We start from the raw sequence: 13,501 nt of genomic DNA, 5'->3' as shown, positions 1-13,501 counted from the left end.
CGGAAGCTTTCCCTTCCGCTCGAGTGGTGACAATGTTGCTTTTCGGTGTCCGCGTTGACTTTGCCGATGTTCCGGCGGGACCGGACCAGGGCTGGCGCGGGACGAGTTGGGGCGACGCATGGGCGGAACCGGGGCGACCTCGGAGATCGATGAGCTGGCCGGTTACCTGCGCGCGTTGACGGCCGACGTGCCCGTGCGCGATCTGGTGAGCCGCTACGACACGACGCGGGCGTTGTGGACGCAATACCGGGCGGGTACGCGGATAGTGCCGTGGCACCTGCTGGAGCGCGTAGTGGTCGATCGGACGCCGGACAGGATGTACCGGATGATCGCGCTGTCGCAGGCAAGGCAGCTCTACGACCGCGCGGAAGCGTCCGCGGTACGCGCCGAGTCCGTGCGGAGCGAAACGCCTAAGAGGCAGCCGGAAGCGCATCCGCGGCGGTGGGGTGTCGCAGCGGTCGGGTTGACGCTGATCGCGTGCGCAATGGCCGTAAGCGCGTCCGCGCCGTCGGAGGGGGTTGAAAACGCTCCCACGGGACTCTTCGCGATGTCCGCCGACCGGCGCGCGGTGTTGTGGTGGGACGAGGGCAACGGTAGTTGGGTGACGGTCGGGGGTCCCAAAGAGTCGTTGTTGGCCGGTGGCGCGGGGGTGTTCGCGACGGAACCGTCCAGTGGGCGGATCCTCCGGTATGGAGGGCACCCGGGCGACTGGGTGGTGGTGGGGGAACGCGCGTCCGACTTGGCCGTGAGCGATGTGTACCTGTACCGGTTATCGCCCGAACGGGACATGGTGTGGCAGTGGGCGCCGACGACGGCGGCGTGGACGATCATCGGCGGCCCGGCGGCGAAGTTGTACGCGGGCGGCGCGGGCCTGTACTCGGTGGATGAAGAAGGACGCCTGTCGCGATACGAGGGCACCCCCGGCGCGTGGACGGTTCTTGGCCCACCAGGGGATCCCGACGACTCTTACGCGGTCGGACGTGAACGCGTCTACCGGCGGTCCGGCGACGGGATGGTTTGGGAGTGGGCGGAAGAATCCTGGCGCTGGATAGGCGGACCGGCCAAGACCATCCACGCCGGCGGCGCGGGCCTCTTCGCACTGAACATGCAAGACAGCGCGGTGTACCACTACGACGGCGCCCCGGACGCGTGGACCCGAATCGGCGACCCGGCGGCGGAACTCGCGGTGGCGGACGACCGGGTGTACCGCCTGTCGGCCAACAGACGGGTCGTCTCGTGTTGGCGGAACAGCCCGCCCGCCTGGACCGTGCTGCGCGGCGCGACCCCGAGGTTCGGCGCGACCGCGCCGCGGTGACCCCGGGCGGCCTCCGCCCCCCGGAATCAATTTTACCGGTGGTCCCCGACGTTTTCCGGTGAAGATGATCAAGCCTGTGCGCAACTCAACGGGCGCGGGAAATGGCCGTGGCGCCCACTCGTGCGGCCAGGGCGAATCGGGTTCGCGCTGATCACGCCGCCGCGCTCGTCCAGGCCACACAATGGTTGTAGAGCGCAACAAGGTAACCGGGTTTGGTGTGCGGCCGGTAGCGGGCCGGGTGCGGGTCAGGCGAAAGTGATCGCCCGGGTGGGGTTGTCAGGTACCGTCGGTTAGCGGAATTCAGGACTTGACGGTGTCTGTACACCCTTGGAGGTACCAGCGGTGCTGGGCTGGCTCTGCGTGACGTTCGTCGTCGCGTTCAGTTCGGCGCTGGTGCCGTTGGTGAGCGTCGAGCTGTTCGTGCTGGGGTTGGCGGCGCAGGAGCCGCAGGTGCACTGGTTGGCGCTGGGCGCGGTGGTCGCCGTGGCGCAGGTGCTGGGGAAGATGTTGTTCTACTTGGCCGCGAAGGGCTCGATCCACCTTCCCGTGTTCATGCACCGGAAGCACGAGAAGGAGCGCCCGATGACCCCCCGCCGCGAGCAATGGCGGCGGCGCACGAAGCGGGTGCGGGACGCGGTGGCGGTGGTGCGGGAGAAGTGCGAGCGGCACCCGGGGTGGATGCTGGGGACCTACGGGACCAGTTCGGTGCTCGGGATGCCGCCGTTCATGGCGATGGTGGTGCTGGCCGGGTTGGTGCGGATGCGGCTGGTGACGTTCCTGGGCGTGGGTCTGCTCGGCCGGTTCGTGCGGTTCAGCGCCTTGGCGGCAACCCCCGCCCTGTTCGCGGGCTGGCTGCTCTAACCCCCACCCGGGCGACCACCCACCAGGTGATCTTCATTTCCAGTCCCCACCGCCCCAAAGCACAGCCCCCGCCCTTCCTCTGGGGGGACAGCCCTGCTCCAGTCTATCGGCGTCGGGGATGCGGGGAGGGGTGGGCGAAATGCTGTGGATGGGCGTGGGAGATGTGGACAAGTCGCGATCATGAGAAAACCGCGCCGCGGGGTGGCGCGGGCCAGGGGACACGGAGCTGAGCAGCGTCGGAGGACGTGGGTGGGGGCGAAGCCGGCCCAGCGTCGGAGGACGTGGGTGGGAGCGAAGCCGGCCCAGCGTCGGAGGACGTGGGTGGGAGCGAAGCCGGCCCAGCGTCGGAGGACGTGGGCCGGCTGGTGTGGTCTAGGGGGCCGGGGTGGTGAGGAAGGTTGCCCAGGCGGCGGGGGTGAAGGTGAGGATGCCCGCGGCGGGCTGCTTGGAGTCGCGGACGGCGATGGAGTCGGCGTAGGAGACCTCGACACAGTTGCCGTTGTCGCCGCTGAACGAACTCTTGCGCCACTCAACCTCTACGCAATTGCCGTTGTTGCCGCTGAAGCTGCTCTTACGCCAGCCCGTCCTGATCATCATGGTGGTGCGCTCCTGCTCGGTCGTAGTCGCTCGCATACTGCGCGAGCACTGACCGTGATTCTTGCGCACTCAGGGCCACGTCCGCGAGCTTGCCGAGGATCAACCGGTAGGTGGCGATGTCGACACTGTTCTCAAGAAAGAGGCTGCGGTTCTCGGTCTCCACATAGACCATCGGCCCTTGGTCCTGGTAGCTCATGATCCGGAAAGGACCGCTGATCGCCGGATGGGAGCCGATGCTGCTTGGGATCAAGCGGATGACACATTGAGGCTGCGAACTCAGGAAGAGCAGGTGCAGCACCTGCTCATGCATGATCTTGTGGCTGCCGACCGGCAGGCGAACTGCCTGTTCATGGATGAAGCAGGTTAGGTTCGGCGGCGATGGCCGCCAGAGGATGGACTGCCGGGTCCTGCGCGCCTCGACCCTGGGGGCGATCCCGCACTCGGGAATCAAGCCCGTTCCCCGGATGACTTCTGTCGCGTAGTCCTCGGTCTGCAGCAGCCCGGGGATGCGGTTCAGTTCGACCTCCTGGATCGAGGTCGCCAGCGTCTCGTGGAGAGTCAGGGTTCGCAGCTGGTCGGGAAGGCCACCGTTCTCGCGGAGCCAGGTGCCATCCGCGTCTCCGGCACAGAGGCCGACGATCTCGTCCAACTGCTTGCCGGTGATGCCGCAGAAGGCCAGGACGATCGCCGCCTCCACCTCGGAACAGGGCAGCTTCCCGTTCTCGATCCGCGACAGCTTGGAGGGGTGCCAACCCAGGTGGTGCGCCAGGTCGTTCAGCGAGATGCCCACCCGCTCACGCACGTCGCGCAATTCCTCGCCCAGTTCGCGACGGCGGACGGTGGCCTTCAATGCAGTCATGCCCGCACGCTATCGGCATCACCGTGCGATTCTCACTGTCCACACTGACAGATCAACCGAAGGTAGGCGGTTTTCCCCGCCCTTGCACGACGTGCAACAGCTAGCGGCCTCGAACCACCAGTTTCTCCAACAACTCCGCCGTGGCCGCCGCGACCGCTTCCACCGCGGCGTCGAACGCCTCCTGGTTGTGCGCGGCCGGGGCCCGAAAACCCGAGATCTTCCTTACGTACTGCAACGCCGCCGCGTGCACGTCCGTTTCCGTCGCGTCGTCGACGAACGGGGGCCTCAGCGTCTTGATGCTTCTGCACATGCGCCCATCATGCATCCTCACCACGACAAACGGGGCGGGCACCGTGACCGGCACCCGCCCCTCCACCCACAGACAGTTACTCCTTCTCGCTCTCCGTCGACTCGCTCGGCGCGTACGCGCAGCCGGGGGCGCCCACGTCGTGCAGCTCGCGCTTGCCCGGGACCCGGGAGTACGCGGGGCACAGACACACGCCCGTCGAGTCCGCCAGGTCGTCGGTGTCGGCTTCGTATGTGTTCAACAAGCCTGCCTTCGCCGGAGGATCGGTCGTACCACTTGGTGTCGCCGATGACCCGCGAATGTTAGGCCCCGGCCTCAGCCGACCACCCGGTAGGCCACCTCGGTGCGCCATTTCCCCAGGTCGGGCTCTTCCGCCGGGTCCGTGAGATACGACTCGAAACGGCCTGCCCAGACGCCGTCGACCAGGTCCCACTCGACCCCCTCGCGGTGGGCCCAGTCGTCGAGCTTGGCGAAGGTGTCGCGGATCCGGTCCGGGTGACCCTCGTGCACGAGCACGGCGTACGTACCTGCGGGTTTGCTGCCTGCCCGCACCCTTCCGTCACCCTCCTGCGGGGTGGCTACGGGGACACCGACCTCGACGCTCAACACGTCATCGGCGACCGAGTGGTAGCGGTAGAACAATGCGCCAACAGGGGGCACCCCACGCCGTGCGAGCCAGTCGAACACCTCCGGCACCAGGGCGTTGACCTTGCCCCACTCGCTCAGCGGGGCCTCGATGGCGATCGAGACGTACGGCTGCTCGGGGCGGGTCTCCAGGGCGGGTTCCAGGATGGGTTCCATGAGATCTCCTCTCGTCACCCACTGGTACGAACCGGGGCGCGCAAACTCATCGGTTGGTCGAACAACGGGAACAACGCCGGGTCGAGGTGGGTCACCGTTGCGACGATCTTGTCTTGTCGCGTGTCCAGGGTGACGATGGCGAAGGCGTTGCCGTCTGGGTCGTAGTGTGCGAAAGCCGGGCCGCCGTTGGCTTTGAGCGGCACCAGGGTCGCGTGGATGCACGGCGTACCGGTGGCGTGCTCCAGGGTGGCGCGGATGTGCGCCTTGCCGCGCAGCCACCAGGGGAACGGCGGCATGCTCGTGGTGGCGTCCTCGTGCAGGAGCGCGACCAGGGTCTCGATGTCGTGTTCCTGGAAAGCCTTGCAGTAGCGGTCGAGCAGCCGCTGGTCGACCTCCACTTCGGACGGTGCGAACGGGGCGACGGCGCGGGCCCGCTGGAGCGCGCTGGTGACCGAGGCCGTCGTCGTGCCCAGCAACGTTGCGACTTCCGCTGCCTGCCAACACAACACGTCCCGCAGGATCAGCACGACCCGCTGCTTCGGCGGGAGGTGTTGCAACGCGGCGAGGAACGCCAACCGCACCGACTGCGCGGACACCACCTGGTCGGCCGGGTCGAGGACCTTGTGGTCCGGCATCGGCCGCACCCACGCCCCCGGCGGCAGCGGCGCCCCGAGACCCGCCCCCGGCTCGGCGGCGGGCCCCAGGTCCACCGCGAGCGCCCGCCGCCGCGCGCCGCGCAGCATGTCGAGGCACACGTTCGTCGCGATCGCGTACAGCCAGGACTTGAGCGCGCCCCGGCTCTCGTCGTACCCGGCCCTGGTGGCCTTGACGAAGGTCTCCTGAACGGCGTCCTCGGCCTCGTGACCGTCGGCCAGCATGCGGTAGCAATAGCCGGTCAGCTCCACGCGGAACCGCTCCATGCGGCCAGCCTAGGTGAGCGCGCGCAGCTCAGGCGGGTGCCACACCGCGCTCCGGGCCCCCACGACCCGGGAACTCCACGACCTAGGCCCGACGCGGTCTCCCGAGGACCACCGTGACCGTGGTGCCGCGCCCGTAGTCGCGGCGGAGTTCCGGGACGGGACCGCCGTCCGGCATGACCAGGGCACCGACCTCCACCAGGTCACCGGTCACCATGTCGAGGCGGGTCACGACGTCGTGCCCGCGCCGCTTCTCGCCCCTGGGGACAGGTTTGTACCGGCCGACGCAGGTGGCGGTGCGCCCGTCGTAGGCCACGGCACTCGGGCCGACCAGACCGCTGCCGAACCCGCAGCGGCGGCCCCGGGCGTCGAGCAGCAGCACCGGCTCATCAGCGTCGGTGACCGCGATGACGCCGTGCGGGCCGGTGTCGAGGGCGTAGCAGGCACCGACCGGCACCCCGGAGTCGACGGCGGCGACCCAGTGGAACTCGCCGTGCTCGTCCCAGCGGACCACGCCGGGGTGCCAGTACTCCACTCCCGTGCGCCCGGTCGCGTCGGCCCCCGCGGGGTGCTCCCAGGGGATGGCCCAGCCGAGGTAGCCGCCCCAGACGCGCCGGTCGGCGTCCACGGCGAGCGCCCCGCAGTGACTCCCCAGCGAGAACTCCGACTCGACCGCGCCGTTCGCGTCGACAACGCAGGCGTTGCGGCCGCGCTCCTCGTCGACGAGCAGCAGGTACGAGTCGCCGATCCGGTCGCACTCCCGCGCGGTGGCCAGCCTGCCCGTCAGCTCCACGCGGCGGTCATCGTCGCGCAGGACGAGGCGGTCACCCTCGCGGGTCACGGTCAGCAGCGTCCCCTGGAGCGTGGGCTGGGCCATGACCACCTCGGTGTCGGGGTCGTGGTCGAGCGGGGTCAGCGGGAAGGTCTCCACCGGCTGGACCTCCACGGCGCGGACTCGGTGCGGTGGGCGATCATGCCACGAGCTCGGCGAGGTGGCGCAGTGAGTCGACGAGGTGGTCCGGGCCGAAGGGCGGGAACGGGATGCCGCGCGCGCGGATGAAGTCGGGCACCGCCGACCAGTCGTAGGTGAGGGTGACCTCGGTGCGGGAGTCGTCGAGGGGCACGAGGTCGTAGCGCCAGCTCCAGCCGCCGAGTTCGAGGTCGCCGTCGCCCTTCTCCTGCCCCGGCAGCCAGGCGATGGCGCGCGGCGGGTCGAACACCTGGACCTGGTTGACGGTCCGGTAGTCGCCGTCCGGGTGCCGGGCGTGGTGCATGGCCATGCGGAAGACCTGCCCGGCCGCGGTCAGCGGCGCGCGGTCGAGGGCTTCCTGGACCCAGCCGGTGCCGTCGATGGAGGAGTGGGTTGTCGGATCCGCGAGCACAGCGAAGATGTTCGCGGCAGGCGCGTCGATGGTCAGTGTGGCGCTCAGCTTTTCCTGATCGGTCACCGAGAAATCCCTTCCCTTGTCGCATGGACTGCCTACGGGCGTTCATGAAGGCGTGGAGCCGGAGCCAGGACGGCGCCCGGTCGTTGACGACGGTGATCGTCTCGAGGTCTTCCGGGGTCGACGTGGTCACGCTGTCGGTGGCTGCGGTGGTGCTGTCGAGGAAGGCCGTGACCAGGGCGGGGTCGGCCGTCGCGGTGGACGTGGCCGCCCGCCGGGTGCGGCACGATGGCGGTGTCCCAGCGGAGAACGGGTCCGACCGCGCCGGACTCGAGGTCGACGGCGCGACCGCTCATCAAGCCGTCGTCCGCCGACGGAGGGGACTGGGACCCACAGGGTTCGACCGTCGGGGCTGAACACCGCGTCGGGGCAGGTGAGCGGTGGCAGATCGTCCGGTGTGGACGGTCCGGCCGGGGTCCGGCGCCGCGGGCCGTTCTCGCCTAGCACCAGGAGCAGGGGTTTTTCGGGGTGCCAGACGGGTTTCGGCACGCGGCGGGTGCGGTGCTCGCCGCACGCGTCGCCGTCCGGGCCGCGTCGGCGCCGATGGTGTCGAGGTGGCGGAGATCGGTCGAATCCCAGACGTGGACGGCCGGGCGGTCGACGTCGACCCCGGCCACCAGCGGCAGGCCCGGGTGCGCGACCAGGCGCTCGATTCGGGGCGTCACAGGTAGCCCAGCAACAGGTCGGCGAGTTCGCGGGGGCGGGACAGCGACGGGACGTGACCCGAGTCGATCTCGTCCGGGGTGATCCCCAGCCGCTCCTGGAGGACGCGGCGTTGGAAGGCGGCGGGGAAGCAGCGGTCTTTCGCGCCGACGATGGCCGTGGTGGGGACGTCCGGCCAGGCGTCGAGGGGCCAGGTGTCGGCGAAGGGGGCGTCGGACTGGCCCGGGGGTTCGGGTTCGCCTGCCAAGGCCGCCAACCGCTCGGCGGGGACGTCGTGCAGGAAGGTGCGGACCTCGTCGAAGGGGGCGTCCGGGTCGCGGCCTTCCTCGACGTCGTAGGCGCGGCGGGCCGCGTTCTGGTCGGTGGCGGTCCACCACTCCCCCGCCGTCTCGCCCGGCTTCGGGACCATGGCGTTGACCAGCACGATCCGCGCGACCGGCACCCGAGCGGCCACCAGTGGCGCGACGAAGCCGGACAACGACTGCGCGACCAGGACAACGCCTTCGCGCGCGCCGATCGCGTCGACCGCGGCCTGCGTGTAGGCGTCGAGTCCGGCCGATGGGTCGGCGACCGGCAGGTCCGGCGCCACGACCTCGTGGCCCGCCGCTTCGAGCAGCGGGATCACGTCACGCCAGGATCGGGAGTCGTCGCCCGCACCGTGGAGCAGCACAAAGGTGGCCATGGCCGCAGACTATCGGCGAGGTCCGACACTCCGACAGCTAACTCTCGGCCAACTCCAGCGCTTTGCGCATGGACTGCCGCGCGCGGGTGCGGTCGCCCGCGGTGTCGTAGGCGACGGCCAGGCGGTACCAGGAACGCCAGTCGTCCGGGGCCGCTTCCGCCTCGGCCTGGATCTCCTCGAAGAACGCGTCGGCGGCCGTCCGGTCGACGCGGCCCGAGGGCAGGCGGGGCAGGTCGGAGGTGTCGGGGAGCCCGCCCTCCTCCTGCAACTGCCTGCCCAGGACCTGGGTGCGGAGGCCGAAGCGCAAGGTGGACCACGCGACCCAGGCCCCGACGAGCGGCAGCAGGATGACGCCCACGCCGAGCGCCACGGCGACCGGGGCGCCGTCGCGGAACAGCGCGACGGCCCGGCCGCCGAGTAGCACGAAGTAGACCGCCAGGACGGCGGTCAGCAGCAGCGAGACGGCGCGGGCGGACATCCTCACAGGGTCACCGGCTCACAGGTCGAGCAGGTTCTCCAGGCCGACGACCAGGCCCGGGCGGTGGACGATCGCGCGGACGCCGTGCAGCACGCCGGGCATGAAGGACTTGCGGTCCAGGGAGTCGTGCCGGACGGTCAGGGTCTCGCCCTCGCCGCCGAAGAGGACTTCCTGGTGCGCCACCAATCCGCCCAGGCGCACCGAGTGCACGCGGATGTCGTCGACCAGCGCGCCGCGCGCACCGTCCACTTCGGACGTCGTGGCGTCCGGGATGGCGCCGAGACCGGCCTCCGCGCGCGCCGCGGCCACCAGCCGGGCGGTGTGCGCGGCGGTGCCCGACGGGGCGTCGGCCTTGCGGTTGTGGTGCAGCTCGATGATCTCGACGGTGTCGTAGAACTTGGCCGCCTGCTGGGCGAAGCGCATCAGCAGCACCGCGCCGAGCGCGAAGTTCGGCGCGACGAGCACACCCACCTCGGGCTTGGCGCCGAGCCAACCCTGCACGGTGTCCAACCGGGACTGGTCGAAGCCGGAGGTGCCGACGACCGCGTGGATGCCGTGCTCCACGCAGAACCGCACGTTGTCCATGACCGCGTCGGGGTGGGTGAAGTCGACGACCACCTGGGCCGCGGTGATCGCGGACAGGTCGTCGCCGGTGTCGACCGCCGCGACGACCTCCATGTCGCCCGCGCCCTCGACCGCGCGGCACACCTCGGCGCCCATCCGGCCGCGCGCACCCAGCACGGCCACGCGAAGATCCGTCACTTGCCCACCTCGTGAAGTTCGACCGGCACGTCCTCGGCATGAGCGTACGGACCCACGACGGCCGCGGCGAGTGGCCTTGCCAACAGGTCCTTGGCCAGCGCGGCGACGTCCTCGGCGGTGACCGCCGCGTAGCGCTCCAGGGTCTCCTCGACCGTCAGGTAATCGCCGTAGGCGAGCTCGCCCTTGCCGATGCGCGACATGCGGGAACTGGTGTCCTCCAAGCCGAGCACCAGGCCGCCGCGCAGACTTCCCTTGGCCCGCAGCACTTCCGCGTCGGTGAAACCCGCACGCGCCACGTCGCGCAGCACCTCGCGGATCACGCCGGTGACCTCACCGAGCCGATCCGGTTGGCAACCCGTGTAAATCGACAGGTGGCCCGTGTCGGCGTACGCGGCGACCGAGGAGTACACCTGGTAGGCCAGCCCGCGCCGCTCCCGGACCTCCTGGAACAGCCGGGAACTCATCCCGCCGCCCAGCGCCGCGTTCAGCACGGCGAGGGTGAACCGGCGGTCGTCGTGCCGGTCGAGCGCGCGCACGCCGAGCATCATGTGCGCCTGCTCGGTGTCGTCGGTGTGCAGCACCAAGCGCGGCGAGCGGCCCAGCCTGGCCCGGCCGGTGCGCGGCGCGATCGGCGCGCGGTCGCCCGCCAGCCGGTCGCGCAAACCCTTGCGCACCAGCGCGAGCACGTTCTTGTGGGTCACGTTGCCCGCGACCGCGAGCACCATGCGGGGCATCGTGTAGCGGCGGCGGTAGAAGCCGTTGAGCGCGCCCCGGGTCATGTCCGTGATGGACTGCTCCGAGCCGAGCACCGGCCGCCCCAGCGGGTGGTCGGACATCAGCGCGGCGCAGAACGCGTCGTGCAGCAGGTCTTCCGGGTCGTCGTCGCGCATGGCGATCTCTTCGAGCACGACGCCGCGCTCGGTCTCCACATCGGACTCCGCGCACACCGCGTCGAAGACCACGTCGGACACCAGGTCGACGGCCAGCGGCAGGTCCTCGTCGAGCACGTGCGCGTAGTAGCAGGTGTGCTCCTTCGCGGTGAACGCGTTGAGCTCGCCGCCGACGGCGTCGATCTCCTCGGCGATCTGCGCGGCCGTGCGCTTCGCGGTTCCCTTGAACAGCAGGTGTTCCAGGTAGTGCGCGGCGCCGGCGACCGACACCGGCTCGTCGCGGGAGCCGACCGCGACCCAGATGCCGATCGAGGCCGACCGCACCCCCGGCACGTGCTCGGTGATCACGCGCAGGCCGCCGGGCAGCAGCGTGCGCCGCACCTCGGACTCGCCCGCGCGCTCCAGGAGCACGGTGCTGCCGGGCTTCTGGAGGTGTCCTTGGACTCTGGGTGCGGAACGGCCGCGGGTGCCGGTGGCACCCGCGGCCGTCGTCGAGCGAGAGGTCACTGGGCGGGAGCCGCCTCGACCTCGGCGGCCGGGGCGGCGGCGGTGGTGTCGGCGTTCTCGTCCTCGCCGACGAGCACCAGGCTGATCTTGCCGCGCTGGTCGATGTCGGCGATCTCGACGCGGAGCTTGTCGCCGACCTTGACGACGTCCTCCACCTTGTTGATCCGCTTGCCGTTGCCCAGCTTGGAGATGTGCACCAGGCCGTCCTTGCCCGGCAGCAGCGAGACGAAGGCACCGAAGGCGGCGGTCTTGACGACCGTGCCCAGGAAGCGCTCGCCGACCTTCGGCAGCTGCGGGTTCGCGATGGCGTTGATGAGGCCGATGGCGGCCTCGGCGGACGGGCCGTCCGCGGCACCGACGTAGATCGTGCCGTCATCCTCGATGGAGATGTCGGCGCCGGTCTGCTCGGTGATCGAGTTGATCATCTTGCCCTTCGGGCCGATGACCTCGCCGATCTTGTCGACCGGGATCTTCACGCTGGTCACGCGCGGCGAGTACGGGCTCATCTCGTCCGGGCCGTCGATGGCCTCGGCCATGACCTCCAGGATGGTGTAGCGCGCGTCGCGGGCCTGGCTCAGCGCCTGGGCCAGCACCTCGGAGGGGATACCGTCGAGCTTGGTGTCCAGCTGGAGCGCGGTCACGAAGTCCTTGGTGCCCGCGACCTTGAAGTCCATGTCGCCGAACGCGTCCTCGGCGCCGAGGATGTCGGTCAGCGCGACGTAGCGGGTCTCGCCGTCGACGTCGTCGGACACCAGGCCCATGGCGATGCCGGAGACCGGCGCCTTGAGCGGCACACCGGCGTTGAGCAGCGACATGGTGGACGCGCAGACCGAGCCCATCGAGGTGGAACCGTTGGAGCTCAACGCCTCCGACACCTGGCGGATCGCGTAGGGGAACTCGTCGCGCTTGGGCAGCACGGGCGCGAGCGCCCGCTCGGCGAGCGCGCCGTGGCCGATCTCGCGCCGCTTCGGCGAACCGACGCGGCCGGTCTCGCCGGTGGAGAACGGCGGGAAGTTGTAGTGGTGCATGTAGCGCTTGTGCGTCTCGGGGGACAGCGAGTCGATCTGCTGCTCCAGGCGCAGCATGTTCAGCGTGGTGACACCCAGGATCTGGGTCTCGCCGCGCTCGAACAGCGCCGAGCCGTGCGCCCGCGGGATCAGCGCGACCTCGGCGGACAGGCCGCGGATGTCGGTGAGGCCGCGGCCGTCGATGCGCACCTTGTCGCGCAGGATGCGCTGGCGCACGAGCTTCTTGTTCAGCGAGCGGAACGCCGCGCCGATCTCCTTCTCGCGGCCGTCGAAGGCGCCGCCCTCGACCGCGCCGACCTTCTCCAGGCACAGCGCCTTGACCTCGTCGAGGCGGGACTCGCGGGCCTGCTTGTCGCCGATGGTCAGCGCCTCGGCCAGCTCACCCGACACGGCCTGCTCGACGGCGGCGAACGCGTCGTCCTGGTAGGCCGGGTAGGTGGGGAACTCGCGGGTCTCCTTGGCGGCGGCGGCAGCGAGCTGCGCCTGCGCCTCGACCAGCACCTTGATGAACGGCTTGGCGGCCTCGAGGCCAGCGGCCACGACCTCCTCCGTCGGCGCCTGGGCGCCGTCGGCGATGAGGTCGGTGACGTTCTCGGTGGCTTCGGCCTCGACCATCATGATCGCGACGTCGTCGCCGACCACGCGGCCCGCGACGACCATGTCGAACACGGCCTTGCCGAGCTGCTCGTGGGTCGGGAAGGCGACCCACTGCTCACCGATGAGGGCGACGCGGACGCCGCCGATCGGGCCGGAGAACGGCAGGCCCGCGAGCTGGGTGGAGGCGGACGCGGCGTTGATCGCGACCACGTCGTAGAGGTCCTGCGGGTTCAGGCTCTGCACGGTGATCACGACCTGGATCTCGTTGCGCAGACCGTCCACGAAGGACGGGCGCAGCGGGCGGTCGATGAGCCGGCAGGTGAGGATCGCGTCGGTGGACGGGCGGCCCTCGCGGCGGAAGAACGCGCCGGGGATGCGGCCGACGGCGTACATGCGCTCCTCGACGTCCACCGTCAGGGGGAAGAAGTCGAAGTGCTCCTTGGGCTGCTTGGACGCCGTGGTGGCGGACAGCAGCATGGTGTCCTCGTCCAGGTAGGCCACGACGGAGCCGGCGGCCTGGCGGGCGAGGCGCCCGGTTTCGAAGCGGACGGTGCGCGTGCCGTACGAGCCGTTGTCGATCACGGCCGTGGTCTCGTGCACGGTGATGTCTGTCATGAAGTCAAGTACTCCTCGTCGTCGGGCGGGCAACCCCCGGCGGAGACGAGGCCGGTCTTCGATCGAAGCCCCCGGAGCCCTCCTGGCTCCCGGAGACCACTACCGAGGACCGGCGAACTGGTCCCGTGTGCGCGGCTGTGCCGCCCGTTCTAGTGATTCCGTCTTTGGTTCGGTCAA

At 70.2% G+C, this 13,501-nt stretch carries 16 protein-coding genes; 3 read left to right on the top strand and 13 right to left on the bottom strand.

All coding sequences use genetic code 11. The features are described from left to right. Positions 1-118 precede the first annotated feature (118 nt). Together CLV40_RS15325 and CLV40_RS15320 are read left to right on the top strand one after the other, a co-directional pair. On the top strand, positions 119-1,315 hold the full coding sequence (locus CLV40_RS15325) for a hypothetical protein (protein ID WP_104479578.1): 1,197 nt from the start codon (positions 119-121) through the stop codon (positions 1,313-1,315). A 342-nt stretch (positions 1,316-1,657) separates the two neighbouring features. Continuing rightward, positions 1,658-2,176: a YqaA family protein gene (locus tag CLV40_RS15320; protein WP_104479577.1), complete on the top strand. Its 519-nt coding sequence runs from the start codon at positions 1,658-1,660 to the stop codon at positions 2,174-2,176. A gap of 372 nt (positions 2,177-2,548) precedes the next feature. Here CLV40_RS15320 and CLV40_RS15315 read toward each other — a convergent pair whose 3' ends face one another. The 8 genes from CLV40_RS15315 to CLV40_RS15285 form a co-directional block, all read right to left on the bottom strand. Further along, positions 2,549-2,773 carry a DUF397 domain-containing protein gene (locus tag CLV40_RS15315; RefSeq protein ID WP_104479576.1) on the bottom strand — a complete coding sequence of 75 codons (225 nt, stop codon included), beginning with the start codon at positions 2,771-2,773 and terminating at the stop codon, positions 2,549-2,551. Further along, a complete protein-coding gene (locus CLV40_RS15310) occupies positions 2,748-3,632 on the bottom strand; it encodes a helix-turn-helix domain-containing protein (RefSeq protein WP_104479575.1) in 885 nt (294 codons plus the stop codon). The genes CLV40_RS15315 and CLV40_RS15310 overlap by 26 nt, the downstream gene beginning before the upstream one ends. Before the next feature lie 100 nt (positions 3,633-3,732). Then, positions 3,733-3,942: a DUF2277 domain-containing protein gene (locus tag CLV40_RS15305; RefSeq protein ID WP_104479754.1), complete on the bottom strand. Its 210-nt coding sequence runs from the start codon at positions 3,940-3,942 to the stop codon at positions 3,733-3,735. A 76-nt stretch (positions 3,943-4,018) separates the two neighbouring features. Beyond that, positions 4,019-4,180: a hypothetical protein gene (locus CLV40_RS38005; RefSeq protein WP_181043519.1), complete on the bottom strand. Its 162-nt coding sequence runs from the start codon at positions 4,178-4,180 to the stop codon at positions 4,019-4,021. Positions 4,181-4,254: 74 nt separating this feature from the next. Continuing rightward, positions 4,255-4,740, bottom strand: a complete 486-nt coding sequence (locus CLV40_RS15300) for a GyrI-like domain-containing protein (RefSeq protein ID WP_245931305.1) — start codon at positions 4,738-4,740, stop codon at positions 4,255-4,257. A 14-nt stretch (positions 4,741-4,754) separates the two neighbouring features. Next, entirely contained in the window at positions 4,755-5,660 is a 906-nt protein-coding gene (locus tag CLV40_RS15295) for an RNA polymerase subunit sigma-70 (protein ID WP_104479574.1), read from the bottom strand. A gap of 82 nt (positions 5,661-5,742) precedes the next feature. Continuing rightward, positions 5,743-6,588, bottom strand: coding sequence for a hypothetical protein (locus tag CLV40_RS15290; RefSeq protein WP_245931304.1), 846 nt, complete (start codon positions 6,586-6,588; stop codon positions 5,743-5,745). A gap of 40 nt (positions 6,589-6,628) precedes the next feature. Beyond that, entirely contained in the window at positions 6,629-7,105 is a 477-nt protein-coding gene (locus tag CLV40_RS15285) for an SRPBCC family protein (RefSeq protein ID WP_104479573.1), read from the bottom strand. Between the two features lie 23 nt (positions 7,106-7,128). Here CLV40_RS15285 and CLV40_RS15280 point away from each other — a divergent pair, with 23 nt between their 5' ends. Then, the gene (locus tag CLV40_RS15280; RefSeq protein ID WP_104479572.1) at positions 7,129-7,458 is read left to right on the top strand and encodes a hypothetical protein; all 330 of its coding nucleotides are present in this window, start codon (positions 7,129-7,131) and stop codon (positions 7,456-7,458) included. A gap of 305 nt (positions 7,459-7,763) precedes the next feature. Here the strand turns inward: CLV40_RS15280 and CLV40_RS15270 are convergent, their stop codons facing one another. From CLV40_RS15270 to CLV40_RS15250, 5 genes are read right to left on the bottom strand one after another with little or no spacing between them, the layout of a single operon-like run. Beyond that, positions 7,764-8,447 carry an alpha/beta fold hydrolase gene (locus CLV40_RS15270; protein ID WP_104479570.1) on the bottom strand — a complete coding sequence of 228 codons (684 nt, stop codon included), beginning with the start codon at positions 8,445-8,447 and terminating at the stop codon, positions 7,764-7,766. Between the two features lie 37 nt (positions 8,448-8,484). Continuing rightward, entirely contained in the window at positions 8,485-8,925 is a 441-nt protein-coding gene (locus CLV40_RS15265; RefSeq protein WP_104479751.1) for a tetratricopeptide repeat protein, read from the bottom strand. An 18-nt stretch (positions 8,926-8,943) separates the two neighbouring features. Continuing rightward, on the bottom strand, positions 8,944-9,687 hold the full coding sequence (gene dapB, locus CLV40_RS15260) for a 4-hydroxy-tetrahydrodipicolinate reductase (RefSeq protein WP_104479569.1): 744 nt from the start codon (positions 9,685-9,687) through the stop codon (positions 8,944-8,946). Then, positions 9,684-11,084 carry a M16 family metallopeptidase gene (locus CLV40_RS15255; protein WP_104479568.1) on the bottom strand — a complete coding sequence of 467 codons (1,401 nt, stop codon included), beginning with the start codon at positions 11,082-11,084 and terminating at the stop codon, positions 9,684-9,686. Before CLV40_RS15255 ends, dapB begins: the two co-directional genes overlap by 4 nt. Further along, positions 11,081-13,324, bottom strand: coding sequence for a polyribonucleotide nucleotidyltransferase (locus tag CLV40_RS15250; protein WP_104479567.1), 2,244 nt, complete (start codon positions 13,322-13,324; stop codon positions 11,081-11,083). Before CLV40_RS15250 ends, CLV40_RS15255 begins: the two co-directional genes overlap by 4 nt. Between the last annotated feature and the right edge of the window lie 177 nt (positions 13,325-13,501).

This window comes from Actinokineospora auranticolor, assembly GCF_002934265.1.
Classification (GTDB): Bacteria; Actinomycetota; Actinomycetes; order Mycobacteriales; family Pseudonocardiaceae; genus Actinokineospora; species Actinokineospora auranticolor.
The sequence above is the reverse complement of the archived record's forward strand: the minus strand, read 5'-3'. Positions and strand labels throughout refer to the sequence as shown.

What these genes read in the sequence shown, in the direction of transcription:
- CLV40_RS15325 (WP_104479578.1), top strand. Translation starts at nt 119, where the DNA reads ATGGGCGGAACCGGGGCGACCTCGGAGATCGATGAGCTGGCCGGTTAC.
- CLV40_RS15315 (WP_104479576.1), bottom strand. Translation starts at nt 2,773, where the DNA reads ATGATGATCAGGACGGGCTGGCGTAAGAGCAGCTTCAGCGGCAACAAC.
- CLV40_RS15310 (WP_104479575.1), bottom strand. Translation starts at nt 3,632, where the DNA reads ATGACTGCATTGAAGGCCACCGTCCGCCGTCGCGAACTGGGCGAGGAA.
- CLV40_RS15305 (WP_104479754.1), bottom strand. Translation starts at nt 3,942, where the DNA reads ATGTGCAGAAGCATCAAGACGCTGAGGCCCCCGTTCGTCGACGACGCG.
- CLV40_RS15300 (WP_245931305.1), bottom strand. Translation starts at nt 4,740, where the DNA reads ATGGAACCCATCCTGGAACCCGCCCTGGAGACCCGCCCCGAGCAGCCG.
- CLV40_RS15295 (WP_104479574.1), bottom strand. Translation starts at nt 5,660, where the DNA reads ATGGAGCGGTTCCGCGTGGAGCTGACCGGCTATTGCTACCGCATGCTG.
- CLV40_RS15280 (WP_104479572.1), top strand. Translation starts at nt 7,129, where the DNA reads ATGGACTGCCTACGGGCGTTCATGAAGGCGTGGAGCCGGAGCCAGGAC.
- CLV40_RS15270 (WP_104479570.1), bottom strand. Translation starts at nt 8,447, where the DNA reads ATGGCCACCTTTGTGCTGCTCCACGGTGCGGGCGACGACTCCCGATCC.
- CLV40_RS15265 (WP_104479751.1), bottom strand. Translation starts at nt 8,925, where the DNA reads ATGTCCGCCCGCGCCGTCTCGCTGCTGCTGACCGCCGTCCTGGCGGTC.
- CLV40_RS15250 (WP_104479567.1), bottom strand. Translation starts at nt 13,324, where the DNA reads ATGACAGACATCACCGTGCACGAGACCACGGCCGTGATCGACAACGGC.